The sequence below is a fragment of the Agarivorans gilvus genome, assembly GCF_001420915.1.
Taxonomy (GTDB): Bacteria; Pseudomonadota; Gammaproteobacteria; order Enterobacterales; family Celerinatantimonadaceae; genus Agarivorans; species Agarivorans gilvus.
Genome location: NZ_CP013021.1, coordinates 4,121,144 through 4,140,770, shown reverse-complemented (window position 1 = coordinate 4,140,770; position 19,627 = coordinate 4,121,144). Strand labels below are relative to the sequence as shown.

General features: G+C 45.8%; 14 protein-coding genes and 4 tRNA genes. 8 read left to right on the top strand and 10 right to left on the bottom strand.

Annotation, left to right across the window (positions count from 1 at the left end; all coding sequences use genetic code 11):
* Positions 1–23 precede the first annotated feature (23 nt).
* Positions 24–599, bottom strand: a complete 576-nt coding sequence (lpcA, locus tag AR383_RS19750) for a D-sedoheptulose 7-phosphate isomerase (RefSeq protein WP_055734682.1) — start codon at positions 597–599, stop codon at positions 24–26.
* 215 nt (positions 600–814) lie between these two features.
* Between lpcA and fadE the strand changes: the two genes are divergently transcribed.
* Positions 815–3,286: an acyl-CoA dehydrogenase FadE gene (gene fadE, locus AR383_RS19745; protein ID WP_055734681.1), complete on the top strand. Its 2,472-nt coding sequence runs from the start codon at positions 815–817 to the stop codon at positions 3,284–3,286.
* 130 nt (positions 3,287–3,416) lie between these two features.
* A complete protein-coding gene (locus AR383_RS19740) occupies positions 3,417–4,946 on the top strand; it encodes a response regulator (RefSeq protein WP_055734680.1) in 1,530 nt (509 codons plus the stop codon).
* Between the two features lie 66 nt (positions 4,947–5,012).
* Here AR383_RS19740 and AR383_RS19735 read toward each other — a convergent pair.
* The 6 genes from AR383_RS19735 to dnaQ form a co-directional block, all read right to left on the bottom strand.
* Positions 5,013–5,089 (bottom strand) — tRNA-Asp (locus AR383_RS19735).
* A gap of 33 nt (positions 5,090–5,122) precedes the next feature.
* Positions 5,123–5,199, bottom strand: a tRNA-Asp gene (locus tag AR383_RS19730).
* A 23-nt stretch (positions 5,200–5,222) separates the two neighbouring features.
* Positions 5,223–5,299 (bottom strand) — tRNA-Asp (locus AR383_RS19725).
* Positions 5,300–5,336: 37 nt separating this feature from the next.
* Positions 5,337–5,413 (bottom strand) — tRNA-Asp (locus AR383_RS19720).
* Positions 5,414–5,558: 145 nt separating this feature from the next.
* A complete protein-coding gene (locus tag AR383_RS19715; RefSeq protein WP_055734679.1) occupies positions 5,559–6,809 on the bottom strand; it encodes a TIGR03503 family protein in 1,251 nt (416 codons plus the stop codon).
* Complete coding sequence (gene dnaQ, locus AR383_RS19710; RefSeq protein ID WP_055734678.1) at positions 6,810–7,586, bottom strand: DNA polymerase III subunit epsilon; 777 nt, start codon at positions 7,584–7,586, stop codon at positions 6,810–6,812. It lies immediately after the preceding gene.
* A gap of 51 nt (positions 7,587–7,637) precedes the next feature.
* Between dnaQ and rnhA the strand changes: the two genes are divergently transcribed.
* On the top strand, positions 7,638–8,108 hold the full coding sequence (gene rnhA / locus AR383_RS19705) for a ribonuclease HI (RefSeq protein ID WP_055734677.1): 471 nt from the start codon (positions 7,638–7,640) through the stop codon (positions 8,106–8,108).
* Here the strand turns inward: rnhA and AR383_RS19700 are convergent.
* Positions 8,105–8,821 (bottom strand): methyltransferase domain-containing protein, encoded by a 717-nt coding sequence (locus tag AR383_RS19700; RefSeq protein ID WP_055734676.1) that lies wholly within the window; start codon positions 8,819–8,821, stop codon positions 8,105–8,107. The genes rnhA and AR383_RS19700 overlap by 4 nt on opposite strands.
* A 71-nt stretch (positions 8,822–8,892) precedes the next feature.
* On the opposite strand from AR383_RS19700, the gene gloB reads away from it, so the two are divergent.
* The gene (gene gloB / locus AR383_RS19695) at positions 8,893–9,663 is read left to right on the top strand and encodes a hydroxyacylglutathione hydrolase (protein WP_055734675.1); all 771 of its coding nucleotides are present in this window, start codon (positions 8,893–8,895) and stop codon (positions 9,661–9,663) included.
* 61 nt (positions 9,664–9,724) lie between these two features.
* Positions 9,725–11,314 carry a lytic transglycosylase gene (locus AR383_RS19690; protein ID WP_055734674.1) on the top strand — a complete coding sequence of 530 codons (1,590 nt, stop codon included), beginning with the start codon at positions 9,725–9,727 and terminating at the stop codon, positions 11,312–11,314.
* Here AR383_RS19690 and AR383_RS19685 read toward each other — a convergent pair.
* Positions 11,304–12,125, bottom strand: coding sequence for an endonuclease/exonuclease/phosphatase family protein (locus tag AR383_RS19685; RefSeq protein WP_055734673.1), 822 nt, complete (start codon positions 12,123–12,125; stop codon positions 11,304–11,306). The two genes, AR383_RS19690 and AR383_RS19685, sit on opposite strands and share 11 nt — an antisense overlap.
* Positions 12,126–12,227: 102 nt before the next feature.
* Here AR383_RS19685 and AR383_RS19680 point away from each other — a divergent pair, with 102 nt between their 5' ends.
* The 3 genes from AR383_RS19680 to AR383_RS19670 all read left to right on the top strand — a co-directional run bounded on the left by AR383_RS19680 (position 12,228) and on the right by AR383_RS19670 (position 16,641).
* A complete protein-coding gene (locus AR383_RS19680; RefSeq protein WP_055734672.1) occupies positions 12,228–13,097 on the top strand; it encodes a patatin-like phospholipase family protein in 870 nt (289 codons plus the stop codon).
* 124 nt (positions 13,098–13,221) lie between these two features.
* Complete coding sequence (locus tag AR383_RS19675) at positions 13,222–14,883, top strand: methyl-accepting chemotaxis protein (RefSeq protein WP_055734671.1); 1,662 nt, start codon at positions 13,222–13,224, stop codon at positions 14,881–14,883.
* A gap of 96 nt (positions 14,884–14,979) precedes the next feature.
* Positions 14,980–16,641 (top strand): methyl-accepting chemotaxis protein, encoded by a 1,662-nt coding sequence (locus AR383_RS19670; protein WP_055734670.1) that lies wholly within the window; start codon positions 14,980–14,982, stop codon positions 16,639–16,641.
* A gap of 87 nt (positions 16,642–16,728) precedes the next feature.
* Here the strand turns inward: AR383_RS19670 and prsT are convergent, their stop codons facing one another.
* Positions 16,729–19,521, bottom strand: coding sequence for an XrtA/PEP-CTERM system TPR-repeat protein PrsT (prsT, locus tag AR383_RS19665; RefSeq protein ID WP_055734669.1), 2,793 nt, complete (start codon positions 19,519–19,521; stop codon positions 16,729–16,731).
* Positions 19,522–19,627 lie beyond the last annotated feature (106 nt).

Below are 19,627 nucleotides of genomic sequence, written 5' to 3'. Positions count from 1 at the left end.
GCTAATGAATAACCACTCGGACCTTATTCGGCCATGTATTTTTCAATTAATTGGATAAGAATATGAATCACTTTAATGTGGATCTCTTGGATTCGGTCGGCAAAGCCAAAATGCGGAACTCTTATTTCTACATCCGCTTGCCCCGCGAGTTGGCCGCCATCTTTACCAGACAGAATAATCACCTGCATACCCTTGGCTTTGGCGGCTTCTACCGCTTTAACAATGTTACCGGAATTGCCGCTGGTGCTAATGCCAAACAGCACGTCACCAGGCTGACCAAGGCCTTCAATATAACGTGAGAATACGTACTCGTAACCATAATCATTACTAACACACGATAAGTGGCTAGGATCGGAAATCGCAATCGCTGGGTAAGCCGGGCGATTTTCACGATAACGGCCGGTTAACTCTTCGGCGAAATGCATCGCATCACAATGTGAGCCACCGTTACCACAGGCCAATACTTTTCCTTGTTGCTTGAAGCTATCGGCTAACAAACGTGCGGCTTGCTCAATCGCAGCAATGTTCTTCTCATCAGCAATAAAGGCATTTAATACCAGAGCCGCTTCTTGCAACTCTTCAACAATCAAATTTTTCATTTAAGTTCACTTATCTAGGCGAGGCTTATTAGCCCCACACTATAACTTTTTTTTTACCGAGGATCAGCGTTCTGTGTGGCTCAAATTGCATTTTGTTCATCATCCATTACATAAACAAGCGCGTTACATTTTTGTAAACAGCTTGAAATTTATTAACCATTGCGTTACAAATAAACCAAAGAGGTCAGACCTCTTGAAAACTCAAGGAGATACAGATGCAAAGTTACTTTCCACTTTTTGCGCTAATTGCCGGGCTGCTGTTAATGGGCGGATTAGCCTATTTCAGGGCTTCATTACTGGCCTTTAGCTTGGTCTTAACTGGTTTATTGGTGGCCTATAGTTTTGTTAGCCCCTTTAGCCAAATATTTTGGTTGGCTTATTTGTTAATCATTGGCGGATTAAATTTTAAAGCGCTGCGTCAACAGTTAATCTCTAAACCGCTGTTTAAGATCTTCAAGAAGATCATGCCGGAAATGTCGCGCACTGAAAAAGAAGCCATTGATGCAGGCACAACTTGGTGGGAAGGCGAACTATTTCGCGGTGCGCCAGATTGGAAAAAACTACATAGTTACCCAGCCCCTCGCTTGAGTTCAGAAGAGCAAGCTTTCTTAGATGGCCCGGTTGAACAAGTCTGTGCAATGACTCGGGATTGGGAAATCACTCACGAGTTGGCCGATCTGCCCGAGGAAATCTGGGACTTCCTCAAACAACACAAGTTCTTCGCCATGATTATTAAGAAACAATATGGCGGCCTAGAGTTCTCTGCCTACGCTCAATCCTGTGTATTACAAAAACTGGCAGGTGTTTCTGCAGTATTATCCAGTACTGTGGGGGTTCCTAATTCACTTGGCCCTGGTGAACTATTACAACATTACGGTACTAAGCAGCAACAAGACCACTACCTACCACGCTTGGCAGAAGGTAAAGAAATTCCCTGTTTTGCTCTGACCAGCCCAGAAGCAGGTTCTGATGCCGGTTCAATTCCCGATGCAGGCGTAGTGTGTATGGGCGAGTGGCAAGGCGAGCAAGTATTAGGCATGCGAATTACTTGGAACAAACGTTATATTACGCTGGCTCCGGTAGCAACCATTCTTGGCTTAGCCTTTAAACTGTCTGACCCCGATGGCTTGTTGGGTGAACAAAAAGAGCTAGGTATTACCTGCGCCTTAATTCCTACCGACATTGAAGGTGTCGAAGTCGGCCGTCGCCACTTCCCGCTAAACGTGCCCTTCATGAATGGCCCAACACGTGCCACTGATTTATTTGTGCCGATTGATTTCATTATTGGCGGAAAAGAAATGGCCGGTCAGGGCTGGCGCATGTTGGTAGAATGTTTATCGGTAGGTCGTGGCATCACCCTTCCCTCCAGTGCCACTGGCGGGATTAAAAATGCCGCACTAGCCACCGGTGCTTACGCCCGGATCCGCCGTCAATTCAAACTGCCAATTGGTAAAATGGAAGGCATAGAAGAGCCATTAGCACGCCTAGCCGGTAACGCCTATTTAATGGGCGCAGCCTCGGATTTAACCGTAAGCGCCATCGACTTAGGCGAGAAACCTTCGGTGATTTCCGCCATCGTCAAATACCATCTCACCCACCGCGGCCAACGCGCTGGTATAGATGCCATGGATATTGTTGGCGGAAAAGGGATTTGCTTAGGCCCCAAAAACTTTCTCGCCCGCGCCTATCAAGGTGCTCCGATTGCTATCACCGTAGAAGGCGCCAACATTCTCACTCGCAGCATGATTATTTATGGTCAGGGAGCTATCCGCTGCCATCCTTATGTATTAAATGAAATGGCCGCCGCACAAGATCCAGACTTTAACCAAGGCTTGCATAGTTTTGATAAGGCACTCTTTAGCCACCTTGGCTTTGCTTTTAGTAACTTTGTTCGCAGCTTCTGGTTTGGCATTAGTGGCAATAACTTTATTAGCGCCCCCTATTCGGACCAAACCGCGATTTATTATAAGCAACTGACTCGCTTCAGTAGCAACCTAGCATTGTTGTCAGATGTGGCAATGGGCACTCTGGGTGGTAACTTAAAACGCAAAGAACGGGTATCGGCGCGCTTAGGTGATATGTTAAGCCAACTTTATCTCGCCTCTGCGGTGCTCAAACGCTACGACGATGAAGGACGAAAAACCGAAGATTTGCCCTTAGTACATTGGAGCATGCAGGACTCATTGTTCCAACTACAAACGGCTCTTGATGAGCTATTACTGAACTTCCCCAACAAGTTCGTAGGTAAATTTATGCACTGGGTATTATTCCCGCTAGGCAAGCCGCTACGTGCGCCGAGTGACCAATTAGACCACACCCTTGCACGTATTCTGCAGCAACCCAGCGAAACCCGCGAGCGACTAGGCCAAGGACGGTTTGACAGCCGAGTAGCGGGCAATGTATTCGGCGAACTAGAACAGACCCTAGAAGACGTATTAGCCAGTGAAGCACTTTACGATAAGGTGTGTCAGGCCTTAGGCGAAAAACGCCCCTTCACCCAGCTGGATAAACTAGCCGAAGAAGGTCTTAGCTTAGGGGTGCTTAGTCCTGAGGAGGCTCAGCTAATGAAGCGCACCGAACAAGGGCGTTTAGCGGCCATCAACGTTGATGACTTCGATCACCAACAACTAGAAAACCGCCCAGAAAAAAACCAAGACAAACGTTCCAGTTTGGATTCGGTAGCCTAAATCAGCGACCAAACAAGCCCATAAAAGCGAAGCGAGCAGCTTCGCTTTTTTTTAAGTTAAGCAAAACAAGGCGTTGAATTTATTTCCAAAATACTCTTTACTTAGATAAAAATCTCAGCATGGAAAGCCAATGAGTGACGACATTTTTCTCTTGGATGATGCAGCCCCGGAGCCCAGCGCCTTACTGGAACAATGGAAGCTACTCATCGTTGATGATGAACCAGAGGTTCACCACATCACCAACATGACCTTGTCACAATTTGTTTTCGATAATAAATCCATTCAGTTCATTCACGCTAATTCAGCACAACAGGCCAAAGAGCAGCTTAAACAACACCCCGATATCGCCTTAATTTTACTTGATGTGGTGATGGAGACCGATGACGCCGGTTTATGTTTAGTGCGTTATATTCGAGAACAATTACATAACCAAAGCGTGCGCATCGTATTACGCACAGGGCAGCCAGGGCAGGCGCCAGAAGATGAAGTGGTAGATAACTATGACATCAACGATTATAAAGACAAAACCGAACTTACTTCACAAAAGTTACGCACACTAATCCGTGCCAGTCTGCGTTCTTATCGTGACATCTGTGCTTTAGAAAAACATAAAAAAGGCTTGGAAAAAGTAGTTAAAGCCTCACGAGGCATCTTCGAGAAAAACGCCTTGTTCAACTTTGTCGAAGGCGTATTAGAGCACCTAGCTGCGGTGCTCAACCTTGAGGACAGTTGTATTTACCAAGTAGAGCAATATGCCTATCGAATTCATGAGACCCAATTACAGTTATTAGCCTATCAAGGGGATAAACAACCGGCTAAACCTACGCCACAACAACTTAGCGACTTTCCCGCTCATCAGCAGCAACTGTTTAGTGAAGCCATAAACAACAAACAACACGTCTTTGCCGACAATGCCTTAGTTATTTACTGTGAGAACAGTGCTTACAACCTGCTATTCTACATCACGCGCACAGCCCCATTTAGCCAAGCAGACCACCATTTCACCAAGTTGCTCAGCGAAAACATTGTGGTGGCCTTGGAAAACATTCGTCTTAACGAGCTGATCCTGACCAATCAAAAGGAAGTGCTGTACCGTTTGGGGGAAATTGTTGAAACTCGCTCCAAAGAATCAGGCATGCATGTACGCCGAGTGGCCCTTTTTACCGCACTATTAGCCGAACAACTAGGACTGCCCGAATTAATCATTGAACAGCTAAAATTAGCAGCGCCGCTACACGATGTGGGAAAGGTGGCCATTCCCGATGCGATTTTACATAAACCCGGTAAACTTGAGCCCGACGAATGGGAAATCATGCAAACCCATGCGGCGATTGGTGAGAAGATGCTGGAAGGATCCAACATTGAAGTATTGCAGCTAGCCGCCGAAATTGCCGGCTCTCACCATGAGAAATGGGATGGCAGTGGTTACCCTAAGGGCTTGAAAGGCGAGCAAATACCACTTAGTGGTCGCTTAACCGCCATCGCCGATGTATTTGACGCCCTAGCCAGTAAACGTTGTTATAAGGATGCATGGCCAGAGCCACAGATTATCGACTACTTAAAACAGCAACGCGCTCAGCAATTTGATCCGCAACTGGTCGATCTACTGTTAGATAATTTCGCCGATTTTATGGCAATAAGAGAAAAGTATCAGGATTGATTGGGCTAGGCTTGAGCCGATTACAGACACAAAAAAAACCTCGCTTAACGAGGCCTTGTTTAGTAGTGGCGGAGTGGACGGGACTCGAACCCGCGACCCCCGGCGTGACAGGCCGGTATTCTAACCAACTGAACTACCACTCCGCATATACTAAAGTCACAATTTTTATTCAATGCTGGCGGAGTGGACGGGACTCGAACCCGCGACCCCCGGCGTGACAGGCCGGTATTCTAACCAACTGAACTACCACTCCTAAGCATTAAATCGTTTCGTCGTTGGCGGAGTGGACGGGACTCGAACCCGCGACCCCCGGCGTGACAGGCCGGTATTCTAACCAACTGAACTACCACTCCGCTACATCGAAACGCTACACACAGACTAAAACAGACTTGGCGGAGTGGACGGGACTCGAACCCGCGACCCCCGGCGTGACAGGCCGGTATTCTAACCAACTGAACTACCACTCCGCAGAACCATCTCGTCTGGTGCGGCGCAGATAATACGGTTATGCCCATAACGAGTCAACAAAGAATTGTCTTATTTCTTTAAAAAACTGTTTAACCGCCGATGTTTTAGCCAATGCGCCTTGCTTTTAACCAAGGCGCTGCTTTTTTACTCTGGCGGCATCTGTAAACTATCGGCATCATCCATTTTAGGTTCTGCGGTTTTTATCTCGCTAGCAGCGGCTTTTGCTTCTTTTAGAGCTGCCGCATAGGCTTTACGCTTGCGCCACCAAATAAAGCCAAAGACTAAACCCACAAGCAACAACAGCCCTAGAACACTGAGCAAAATTATCAACCACCAAGGAGTGGCAGGTTCTTCAACTACCACTACTTCGACTACCGGCTGCGGTGGAGGCGGCGGAGGTAAAATCACAAAGTCTTCTTCCGGTAAGTCGATGACGATTTCACGATTTTGTATAGTGGTGGCCAGCAAGGTGCCCATAACCCGATAGCGCCCCTGCTCTGCTGGCGTAGGTAGGTTAACCGAAAACTCTTCACCCTCACCGTACACCTGAAACGCCTCTTCCCACCCCACATTGTTATAAACTTTACCACTAATCACTACAGATTCAGGCTTGATTTCATCGGTATCAATAAGCAAAGCCATTTGCGCTTCACGCTGCTGGTCTTTAGGCGACATCACCTCTATGGAAACCGGATTAGGATAGACCAAAACAGGCGTTCGCTGAGCTCGAGTAAATATTTGATTTAGGGTACTAACCACCATTTCATACTTACCGGGCTTAATATCTAGCTGAACATGCGTGGTGAAGACTCCGTCGTTGGCGTATTCATCGTAGTTCTTACCATCATCATAGAATTTGCCTAAACTATCGCGACGCATTTCGATGCTTTGATCATCTTGCAACTGCTCGTGTAGCATCGCCACATTCATTAAGGCTTCTCGAAGCATGACTTCTAAGTCTATGCGCTCTCCCTTAGAAGTGAGACTGGCGGTAATTCTTAAACGCTCTCCTTGGTATAGCTGATATGGAATGGTATCTACTTCCATCTCTATATCACTAAGCACCCGGATCCGGTTGCGCCCTTTGTTTTCAGCGACCGCCTGCCAAGGCCCCCGCATTGGCTTCTCAATAGTGACAATGTCTAATTCATCGGTTTCTAGCCAACTGACATTGGCCGGCACATCCCAAGCATAAATTTTACTACCATCAGGACGAACCAAAATGGCCGCTGGCGCCCCCTCTGAACGGTATAGAAGGAAGGTCGCCTTATCGATGCTTTCATCTAAACGGAAACGATTGTCGATTAAAGGGATATCTCGATTTTCGAAGATCGTTGTTGCCTGCAGCGGCAGCCCCACCGTTAGCAACAGCAAACATAGCCATTTTCTTATCATTTAATTACGCCAGCGACACTGGCCTCCCTTTTTTTCTACCAAATCTAAGCGTTGTTGATGAGCCTCAAGCTCTTGACCTGTTGCCATAACCACCTTAAGTGGTGGACGGTTAGTATCGATTGGGCGCACATCTACGCCGTCGCTACTGCCTTTATGTTTAAGGTTGAGCTTATTCTGGCCTCCGGTCATCTTTAAGAAAACGTCTGCCAGCAACTCAGCATCCAATAAGGCGCCGTGATAGGTTCGTGAAGAACGGTCAACGCCGTAATAGTCACTTAAAGAGTCGAGGTTTTTCCTCGAAGGCAAAGGCTTGTTGCCTGCCAACTGGATTTCACGCTTATTGTATTCACCCCGTCGCGCCACTAACAGCGAGTCGGTGATAGTACAAATATCGGCACACTTAGGCATTGCTTGAGTTAAGGCCCGCGACATTAGGCCAAACTCGTGATCCAAGAAGCTAATATCGAAGTTCGCGTTGTGTGCAACTAACTCTGCACCACGAATAAACTCAACAAAATCATGGGCTATTTCGCGGAACAAAGGTTTATCAGCCACAAATTCATCGGTGATCCCGTGAACCTGTATGGCTTCTTCATCAATGAGTTGTTGCGGATTGATATAAACGTGAAAGGTATTTCCGGTAAGTTTACGGTCAATCACTTCAACACAACCGATTTCAATCACCCGGTGACCTTCATAAATCGGGCCTCCAGTATCATTCATACCCGTTGTTTCAGTATCGAAAACCACTAAACGGTGACTCTTAGTTTGGTTCAAAACAGCTCCTATGCGACACTACGTCATTACTTTCCCAAGTTTAACAAATATATGGCAAAAGAAGTTCACTTGTTTACCGATGGCTCATGTTTAGGTAATCCAGGTCCTGGTGGCTACGCCGCTTTATTGGTTTATCAACAACATAAAAAAGAAATTAGCCAAGGTTATCGACTTACCACCAATAACCGAATGGAAATGTTGGCGGCGATTGTTGCCTTAGAAAGCTTAACTCAACCCTGCAAAGTGATACTCACCACCGATAGCCAGTATGTGCGCCAAGGCATTACTCAGTGGATCCACAATTGGAAAAAGCGCGATTGGAAAACCGCGGCGAAAGCTGAAGTAAAAAATGCCGACTTATGGAAACGCCTCGATGCCGCTTGCCAGCCACATCAACTGGAGTGGCATTGGGTAAAGGGCCATGCCGGTCATCCCGAAAATGAGCGCGTAGATCTGCTGGCTCGCGAAGCGGCAACACAAAATGCCACCTTAATAGACCAAGTCTACGAAGAGTTGAGCTAACCGCCGATTGAAGACGGAACCTGAATGCGCTGTTTGACTCGCCATACCTTTTTCACCGGAGTGAGTGGAGCACGGCGTTTACGAGCAACAATCAAATAAGCAGAAGCAGTGGGCCGAAAATAACGCTTGCCCCAACGCTCAAACCACTGTGGCGCAGGGCGACTATTAACGAACGAAGTATAGGCAAAGCGCTCATCATTTAGCACTTCAAAGCCCAATAAGTGTAACCAGTCTTTCACCCGCGCAGGGGTAAACATACGACAGGACCAAGGCAAACCTCGTTTGCGAAAAGGGAAGTAGCGACGCAGCCCTACCAAACTAAAGGGGTTAAAGCCGCTAACAATCAGGTAGCCATCGGCGGTCAACACTCGCTCAACTTCACGCAACAATTGGTGAGGATCTTTGGAGAAATCTAGGCTATGCAGCAATAAGCACAGGTCGATACTGCTTTCTTGAAACGGCAGTTGCTCTGGCAGTGCGCGTAAACCAATTAAGTGCCCTTGTGGCGCCACGTTTAATTGGTGGCGAATCATTGAGGCATGACAATTCACTTGAGCGCTTAAATTACCGATTTTTAGCATGTGGTAACCAAAGGCGACGGGTAAATATTGGTCCAGCAAACTCTGTTGCTGCTCCATCAACCAATCACCCAATGGCAACTCTTGCCAAAAATCAGGGCTCGCAATGACGTCACGAATTTTCGCCGGTTTCATTAATTCCCCATACCAATCTACCGCCGTTAAGGCAATAATGTGTCATCGACTTTAACGACAGAGGTATTATAATGCAAATCCTCCATATTCCTGCCTTTAACGACAACTATATTTGGTTAATTAAAGAGCCCGACTCCAGTGCTTGCGTGGTGGTCGATCCGGGTGATGCAGAAGTTGTTAAACAACGTTTAAACGACATGGACTGTCGGCTATCTGCGATATTAATCACCCATCATCACGCCGACCATATCGGCGGTGTTACAGCGCTATTAAGCAGCTATCCACAAGCCAAAGTCTACGGCCCTAAACACGGCTCTTATCCGTTTCCCCATCAGGGAGTGGCCGAGGGTGAGCAAATCACTCCAGAAGGCTTAAGTCATCAATTTGAGCTTATCGATGTTCCAGGCCATACCCTAGACCATGTGGCCTATTTGAGCGGCCAGCAACTGTTCATTGGTGATACCCTGTTTGCCGCTGGCTGTGGCCGTCTGTTTGAAGGCAGCGCCGAGCAGATGCACCACTCATTAAGCAAGCTCAAAGCTCTTGAGCCAAGTACTCAAATTTATTCAGCCCATGAATATACTCAAGCCAATGTTCAGTTCGCCCTAGCGGTTGAACCAGAAAATCAGGCCTTACTGGCTTACCAAAAACAGGTGAGCAAGCTGCGCCAATCTGGCCTACCTACCCTGCCCAGCTCCTTAGAGCAACAACTAGCAGTGAACCCTTTCTTGCGCTGTGATAAGGCCAGCGTGAAAGCGGCGGTAGAAATACACAGCAGCCAACCACTAAACAATGAGATAGCCGTGTTCGCGGGCCTGAGATCATGGAAAGATAGCTTCTGACTTGCCAAAGCCCCTTTCGCTCAATACCATGAAGCCTACATTTATCGTCGATGGAAAAATCATGAAAGCGCTCATTGTTGGCCTTTTAACTTTATTACTGGGCGCTTGCCAACTCGTTTCCCCCCAGTCAGAACAGGTGGATTACACGCCCTTAGTCGCGCCCGAAACAGACTTAGCCCCTAGCCCATCGCCGATTGCAGAACCCAGCGAAATTGAAACAATCGTTAAAAATGAAGCTAAGCCAAGCCCAAAACCGATAGTCTACGATGATGTTTGGCAGCGCATCGAAGCCCAGCTCAATTTGCCTTTGCCTGAAAACAAAAAACGGCTACAAGCTCAGTTAAATTGGTTCCTAAAACACCCCGATTACATGACTCGGGTATCACAGCGAGCGGAACCTTATTTATTCTTCATCGTTGAAGAACTCGAGCGACGCCAAATGCCTGTGGAATTAGCCCTGCTACCAATAGTTGAAAGTGCCTTCCAACCCTTTGCCTATTCACATGGGCGAGCGGCAGGTATGTGGCAGATTATTCCCGGAACCGGCAAGCGTTTTGGCCTAGAGCAAAACTGGTGGTATGACGGCAGACGCGATGTTTATGCCTCAACACATGCCGCTTTAGACTATTTAGAATATTTACATAAGTTCTTTGACGGAAACTGGCTACACGCCTTAGCCGCCTACAACTCTGGCGAGGGTCGGGTCAAACGGGCCATTAGAGCCAACCAAAAAGCCGGTAAAGCCACCGACTTTTGGTCTTTAGACCTACCCAGAGAAACCCGCGCCTATGTACCGAAGTTATTGGCGCTAAGTAAAATGCTGCAAAATCGCGATAGCTATAAGCTCACGATCCCAGCCATTGCCAACCAAGCCTACTTTGAAAAGGTGGATACCTACAGTCAAATAGATTTAGCGCTGGCGGCCGAACTGGCAGAAATAGAACTGAAACAACTTCATCAGTTAAACCCAGGCTTTAACCGCTGGGCAACGGCCCCTAATGGCCCGCATTACTTGCTTATCCCCAGCAAACGGGTAGCTAATTTTGAATTGGCGCTGGCCTCACTGTCGAAACAAGAGCGCATGCAATGGGCTCGCTATAAGGTTAAGTCTGGCGACAGCCTCAGCGTGATAGCTTCTCGCTACAATACCACCAGCAAACAAATTAGAGAGCTAAACCAGCTTAGCAACAACACTATTCGTATCGGTCAGCACTTGTTAGTGCCAGTATCGTCGCGCAAGCAAAGTGCTTATACCTTAAGTCAAAGCCAACGTTTGGCCATCCAACAAAACAAACCTCGCGGCAATATCAAACTTGAGTATACGGTTAAATCTGGTGATAGTTTTTGGAGTATCGCCCAAGCTTATAAAGTGAATCACCGCAACATTGCTAAATGGAATGGCATGGCCCCCGCCGACACCTTAAAGCCGGGGCAGAAATTGGTCATTTGGCAGCAGTCAAAAGTCGCCAAAGACTATATTCAAAGCGTCACCTACAAAGTAAGAAGTGGTGACTCCTTATCCCGCATCGCCCAAAAATTCAAAGTATCAGTCGCCGATCTATTAAAGTGGAACGACCTCAATAAGAACCATTACTTACAACCAGGTCAAACCCTTAAACTATACGTCAACGTGGCAGAGGTCAGTGCTTAACAAAGCCTAAACGCAGCACTAAGGCATTGTGATCTGAGGCATCAGTGGCAATGCTGGTGCTGGCTTTAAGCTCCAGCCCTCGGTAGAACACATGATCTAAAGTTTTGCCAAAAAAGTGACTGCGCAAATCCGGTTCAAAACGGGCGGCGCGCAATTGCAAACTCCTAACAAACCGCTGTAATACCGCTAGACGTCCCTCACTCCAAGTATTAAAGTCACCCGCTAAAATCACCGCCCCTTTGTAATGGCTAAGCCATACCTGCAATCGCGTTAACTGCTGTTGGTAATCTTCATCACCCAAAGTAAAATTAATACTGTGTACGTTGATGATTAACAATTCTTCATCGCCCCAGCGATAAAGCTGCAACAAAGCAGACTTAGGTAACCTAATCCAAGGTTCTGGGCTTAGCACTAAACAGCTTTTAGCACTGGCAAATTTGGCTAGATTCATCACGCCTAGTTGGTCACCACGCCATTCAAAAGCCTTGGCTTGATAACGAAACCACTGTTCACTTAAAGGCCAAACATTAATTTGCCGTTGGCTAACTTCCTGCAACAGCATGAAATCAACATTGCGACTTAAATGGCTTAATTGTTGGTGCCAAGTGCTTTTTTGTCCTTTGTAGGTATTCCATACCAATACCGAGAAATCATCCACATTGGGCAAAGCTTGCAGATCCGTAGACAAGGCCGGTTGATAACTCAACTGTTGATTATTACAAGCCGGCAATTGCGCATAAGCACTAAAACAAAGGAGGCTGCTGAACGTTAAGCAATACAAGACTTTGTAGAAAACGTTAATACTTCTCAAAGGGCCTCCTTATTCAAGCCGCAATGCCATAAATCCGCTAAAATTAGTCTATCCAGACAAGCCGTTTAATCATCACTGACACTCTTGGGCTATCATCTTATTATGAACAGCACGACGCAATGCCAAGCCTTAAGATCTTTAGTGCCTATATTTGCCGGAGGAGGCACTCGCTTACCTGCGCACATCGGTATTTTGGCCGGCTTAAAAGAGCTGGAAATCGAATTTTCTCACATCGTTGGTGTATCTGGAGGCAGCATCATTAGCGCATTATTTGCTAGTGGTATGGATGTTCAGCAAATCAAACAAATCGCCTTAGATACCAACTTTGAACGTTTCAAAGGTTTTTCCTTATTTAGCCTACTGCGTAACGGAGGCTTGTGCTCGGGAGACAAGTTTGAAGCTTGGATCGACGAGCTACTCATGGGAGTTACCTTTAGCCAATTACCGATGCAGCTGCATATTGTAGCAACCGACGTTCGCTCTGGCTCTCCGGTCGTGTTTGACGCGCTAAAAACCCCTAATGAAAAAGTCTCAAGGGCGGTACGTTTTTCCATGTCCATTCCACTGATCTTTTCTTTTAAGCCCTACCAAGAGCATCTCATGGTAGATGGAAGTATTCTCTCTGAAGATGCACTTCATCAAGACTGGGCCGAAGATGGTACTCCAGTTATTTGTTTTCGACTACGCGGTGATAATGACATTAGACCGGTGCAAACCAATGGTTTTGTCCCCTTAGCCGCTTATATTTCGCTACTAATTCGCACCTTCATGACTACCATATCCCGCGAGTACGTTAACGAAAAGTTTTGGCATCGCACGATAGTGGTCAACACTGGAAATACTTCTCCGGTTGATTTTCATTTGAGTGATGATGCCAAACTACGCTTATTCAACATTGGCTATAAAACGGCCTTAGAAATTGTACCGGCCAAGATTTGGCAACAAAATATCCCCTCTAAAAAGCCACTATAAAATCCATCTAAAACAAAGCTTGATCACATTTACCAGTTCACACTAGCAGCGACCAATTTATCAAAGTAAATGCAGTCTACACTTAAGTAAAAACTAAAATTATAATTAATTTGAGAACAGTTCTATGTCTTTAACTATTCGCCAACGGCTACTCTTACTATCGATAGCACCCATACTTGTCTTTGCCATTATCATCCTATGGCTCACCACCTCAGAAACCCAAAAACTCAGTCATGAGCAATCACAAGCAACTCATGAAAGTATGTTAAAGTTAAAGAAAGTAGAGTTACGCTCTTATATGGAATTAGCCTACTCTTCTATTGCTAGCATCTACGAAGCTGGCGGAACCTTAGAGCAAGCACTGCCTATTTTAAAAAGTTTAGAGTACGGCGAATCTGGCTATATTTTTGGTTACAGCGCCGAGGGTATTCGTATCTTTTCGGGTAGCTCTGATAAAGGTCTAGGAGAAAACTTTTGGTCACTACAAGACAAACAAGGTCAGTACCTCATTCAGGGCTTAATTAAGGCATCTAAAAATAAACAATTTTACACCTACCACTTCCCTAAACCGGGACAAACAGAAGCCCTACCTAAGTTAAGTTACGCTATTTTTTTAGAGCGTTGGAATTTAATGATGGGCACAGGGTTTTATACCGACGATATAGAAACAGTCATCCGCGAATTAGAGCAGCAAAGTGAGCAAAGTTTGAAATCATCCTTACAACTCATTGCTGTGAGTGTTGTTGCATTGCTAGCCTTCGCTCTGGTTATCGGCTTTTTTATCAACCGTAGCATCATGACGCCACTGCAGGAACTCAATCGCTCCTTTGCCAAGCTAGCCTCAGGCGAAGCCGATCTCAGTGCCAGACTCAGCGATAATTATGTTTACGAATTTGCTCAGTTAACCACCAATTTTAATGCATTTATTTCACTACTTCATGAAATCATTAGTAAAGTGGGTGCGGTATCACAACACGTTGCTGAAGAAACCCACTCTATGTCGACACGTGCAAATCATGTTGACCAACTATTATTAGAGCAGCGCCAACAAACTGAACAAGTGGCCACCGCTATGACCGAAATGTCGGCTTCAGCAAATGATGTCAGTAGCAATGCCAATCAAGCTGCTGAATCGGCCCATCAGGTTGATAACAGTGCTGAGACAGCAATGACAACCGTCACAGGCGCGGTTCATCGAGTGGAACAACTAGCAGAAGAGCTCACCCAAGCCAGTGAAGTGATCAGCCAACTAGAGGTCGACATTAAAGACATATCCGCAGCTTTAAACGTGATTCAAAGCATTGCCGAACAAACCAACCTGCTCGCCTTAAATGCAGCAATTGAAGCGGCTCGAGCTGGTGAACAAGGACGTGGATTCGCAGTAGTGGCCGATGAAGTTCGAAACTTGGCCAACCGCACCCAGCAGAGCACTGGTGATATCGATGCGATGATTGAACGGTTAATCAGTGGCTCAGATGCGGCGGTCTCGGTGATGAACCATAGCCAACAACGAGGTAGCGAAGCAGTAACAGGAGCCAATGCAGCCAGCGAAGCCCTATTGAAGATTAAGCAATCAGTGCAGCACATCATGGATATGAACGCATTGATAGCGAGCGCAACTCAACAACAGAATCATGTAGGCCAAGATATATCTCAGCGAATTGAACAGATTGCTGAAAATTCAAACGCCTCAGCGCAGCTTGCCCAAGAAAATCAGGCTGGCAGCGCCAGTTTAAAACAACGAGCACAACAGCTAGAGGAATTAGTGAGCCGTTTCACCTTGTAGTAATTTTTATATTAATTTTTTCTAAATTATGGTGCATAACAACCGATACTAATCATAATCGTTATTCGTTCCGCACTAGCGCAGCAGGAGCTAACTATGTCGCTAACCATTAACCAACGTTTGCTAATCCTTGCCATCGGGCCATTGCTTGTACTGGCTGGTAGCATGTTATACCTCAGTTATCATGAAACTAGCGCTTTGAGCCATGCGCAAAGTAATGAGACTCAAGCCAGCATGATGGACAGGCGTAAAGATGAATTAAAGTCCTACCTTGATATGGCCTACTCATCCATCGCGGATATATACGAAAACGGCGGTAATTTAGAGCAAGCGCTGCCGACACTTAAACGTCTAAAATACGGCGAAAGTGGCTATTTATTTGGTTACGATAAAAGTGGCGTACGATTTTTACTCGGATTAAGTGATAATGGTATAGGTAAAAACTACTGGACCCTACAAGACAAGCAAAACCAGTACATAGTACAAGATTTGCTAAAGGCTTCTAAAGCCGGTGAATTCTATACCTATTACTTTCCCAAACCAGGTGGCACAGAAGCCTTACCTAAACTCAGCTACGCCATTTATTTAGACAAATGGGACGTATTTATCGGCACCGGATTTTATACCGATGATGTTGACGCGATAATTAGCAAACTCAAAGATGAAGCAGAGCAAAGCTTAAGCTCATCGATGCTGTTTATTTCAATAACCGCCCTCGTTTTTCTTGGCTTAGCTTTAGTGATTAGCTACTTCATCAATCGCAGCATCATGGCTCCGCTAAAAGATTTGAACCAATCCTTTGCTAAGTTAGCTTCTGGCGATGCCGATCTCACAGCTAGGCTTAGAACCGACTACGTATACGAATTTGGTCAACTGGCTAGCAACTTCAATATTTTTATTGGTTTGCTACATGAGATAATTAGTAAAGTCGGCACCGTAGCCCACGAAGTGGCCCAAGAAACGTCCTCCATGTCAGCCCGCGCAAACAGCGTCGACAAACTATTGTTAGAGCAACGTGAGGAAACCGAACAAGTGGCTACAGCAATGACAGAAATGACCGCCTCGGCTCACGACGTATCCGATAATGCCAACCAAGCCGCTAGCTCAGCCCAACAAGTAGACAGTAATGCCGGTGAGGCTATGACCACGGTTAGCTCTGCAGTGCACAGTGTCGAACAGTTGGCTAACGAAATAGGCCAAGCCAGCGAAGTCATCAGCCGCCTAGAAGGAGATGTGCAGAATATTTCTTCAGCTTTAAGTGTGATTCAAGGAATTGCAGAACAAACTAACCTATTGGCGCTAAATGCAGCCATTGAAGCCGCTCGAGCCGGAGAGCAAGGCCGCGGTTTTGCGGTGGTTGCCGATGAAGTAAGACAATTAGCCAGTCGCACTCAACAAAGCACTGGTGAAATTCACGAAATGATTGAACGCCTGAAAAACGGCTCTGATGCTGCAGTATCCGCCATGGACAGTAGCCAAGAGCGCAGTACAGAAGCAGTAAGTGGTGCCAACGCAGCCAGCGATGCATTGCGGCTAATTAAAGAGTCGATTCAACATATCATGGATATGAATGCCTTAATTGCAACGGCTACCGAAGAACAAAGCCATGTGGGACAGGAAATTTCCCAGCGCGTGGTGCATATCGCCGACCAATCGAGTCAGTCTGCAGGACTTGCTCAAGAAAACCGAGCAGGAAGTGTGAACCTCAACGAACGAGCCGAAGAGCTAGAAGCTTTAGTGCAGCGCTTTAAGCTGTAATATTAAGCATAGTGACGGTGTCCAGCAACCACCGTCACAAGCCTCATCACTATAAACGCCTTGTAAAACTAGAATAGCACTTAGGCCTTAATTCAATCTATCCAGCAAAGCTTTCGCTTGCTCATATTCGGCAATATCTTGTTCAGACTCTAGTGCCGCTTCTAGCTCTCTCTTCGCCTCTACTGGTCGATTTAACTTATTAAGTACCACCGCCAAGTGGTACCGAATACTCGGGTCAGAGGCGTTCATCGTGTAGGCCTCACGTAGATACACCAAAGCCTGCTGCTGATTGCCCCGCTGCTGCTCTATCCAGCCAGCAGTGTCTAAAATAGCTGCGCTTTTCACACCTTGTTGTAAGACGATATTAATCGTTTGAAAAGCTTTATCTAAATCATCCAGCGCATATAAATTGGCTAAGTTATTAAGTAAACCCGGTTCATTTTTCAACTGTGGGGACTTTCTTAGAACCTCGTAATGCTGAATAGCTTGAGTATTTTGTCCATGTTGTAAATAACTGTCAGCCAATAAGCGTCGTTGCCAAAACATTTGCTCACCATCATTCAACGTCGCTTCCATTTGCTGATGGAATGCCTCAACACCAATATTTTGGCTAGCTAATTGATAAAGGTGAATTGCCGCTTCACGGTTTAAGGGTTGTTTCGCTAAGGCGGAGCTAAACCGTTTTTGAGCCTGTTGAGCCTTACCCTGGGCGAGTAACAAACGCCCTCTTAACAGTAAAGATTGACTAGTTTGAGAAAACTGCGCCTCAAACTTATCCAAGGTTTTTGCCGCAGCAGCCAGCTGCCCCTGTGACAGCTCTAAACTGGTCAACATTAATAGAGCTCTAGCTAAACTCGGGTCAAGCTCTAAGGCGTCAAGCAAGCTTTGCTTAGCGTCATTTGGTTTCTGAGCCGCGATTTGTAAACTGGCTAAATCAATTAATTTAAGGGCTTGGTCTTCCCAAAGACTAATTAACAGATCAAGAGGATAATCAGCCTCATCAAAGCGCTGTAATTGAATTAACACTTCAGCATAGCTACGTAAGTAATCTTGGTTAAGAATATATTCGCGATTGAGTTTTTTAACTAACTGTAACGCCTCTTCCCATTGTTGAGTCCGCGATAAGGTGGTTAGTTTTAGCTCTAGAGCTGTTCTGTTATCTGGCTGATGATTTAACAAGGTATCCAGCTGCTCGATAACCATTTTATATTGCTGCTGTTGAAAGTAGATATTGGCCATTAACAGATGGCTAGGGGCATGCTGTTTATGTTCAGCGAGTATTGTTTCCAGCAGCGCTAAAGCTTGCGGAAACTGGCCTTGGTTTTGGTATACAACAGCTTTGTTATAGGCAGCACTGAGATTATCAGGATTAACAGCTAGAACTTTATCCAAATAACTCAAAGCGACTTGGTTCTGCTCGGTTTTGATGTAGTAAGCAGCCAGCAAGTTATTAGCATTTTCGGTTTGCAGGTTTCGTTGCTGCAAGGCGTTCACAATGTCTTTAGCGTCTTCGAGCAAGCCTAACTGTAGAGCCAATTCACCCTTAATCTGCAACCATTTTAAGGGGGCATCATCCGTTTGATAAGGCATAGCGCTTAATAATTGATAGGCCCGCTGAGGCTCACCTGAGGCGCGCGCTAGCTCCGCTTCAAGCAACACCACATAGGGAGAGCCACTGTGATAGGCGCGGATCTCCTCAAAGGCCTGCTGCGCTTGGTAAAGGTTACCCGCTTCCAAATACAAATAAACTAACTGGCTAGATAAGGCTAATTCACCAATGATGTAGTCAAAATTATCTTGTAATAGCAACTGCAGTCGACTTTTTTCACCGTTACGCAAATACACTTTTGCCAACAAGCGGGTAGCCGCCAAATCGCTCGGCTGTTGGCGTAGATATTGACTCAAGTATTGCTGAGCCTTTTCATCGTTGTTGAGAATGTACTCTGATGCTCCCTGAATAAATAACAAGTTATTCGCATCAGCCAACTGTTCACCATCGGCGGTAGAAATATTTTGCGCTAAAGTTGCTAAGGCCTGTTCGGCGATATCCTTACCATCTTCTTCGCTCAATAAACTGGCCGACAACAAAATAGCAGTGGGATCATTAGGTGTTTGTTGTTGCACTAACTTTAGGTAGCGTTTCGCCTCTGCCACTTCATCCATTTTTAGATTGATGATAACTAAGCTACGCAAGACCTTAGGATCTTTAGGGTCAAGTTCATAAGCTCGCTGATAATGCTGCAAAGCGGTAGTTAAGTCGCCTTTAGCAGAAACTAAGTCACCTTTTAATAACCATGTGCGTTCATTACTTTGCTCTTGTGCTAAAGAGCGTTCGATCCACTGTTCAGCCAAAGTGTATTGTTTTTGCTGAAGGTATAACATGGCTAAACTATTCATTGCCGCGGTTTTGCCGGGAGCCAGTTGCGTAGCTTGTTCAAACAGCTGCTTAGCCGACTCCGTTTGCCCCTGCTTTAACAGTACCTGCCCTTGCAGCAGCTTCCACTCAAATTGTGTTGATTTAGAAAACTCGTGCTCTCTATCTGCCAACGCTAACAGCTCATCAGTTTTGTTTTGTAGCAATAAAACGTTACCTAATAGCGGTAGCACTAGGTTGATATCAGCCCCCATTTCTAGGGCCTCACGTAATTGCTTTTCCGCCGAACCTAAGTTATTGGCGTAAAAATACACTTTAGCTAACAATAACTTAGAAGAAAGGTGTTGAGGATCGGCCTTCAACGCGTTCTTTAAATAGATAAAAGCTTCGTTTTCTTCACCATTATGAAAGGCTTTAACCGCCATTTCATAATCGTTCATTTGTTCATTAGCCAAGCTCACATTTACTAGCGATGATAAAACAAAAGCAATCAATAATTTTTTCATTGGGTAGCGGCAATCCTTGCGAGATCAGAGCAAATTAATTCGACTAAAAACAGTATCTAATGAACAAGGACTAAAAAAAAGACAAAAAAATACGAAACACAGAGTA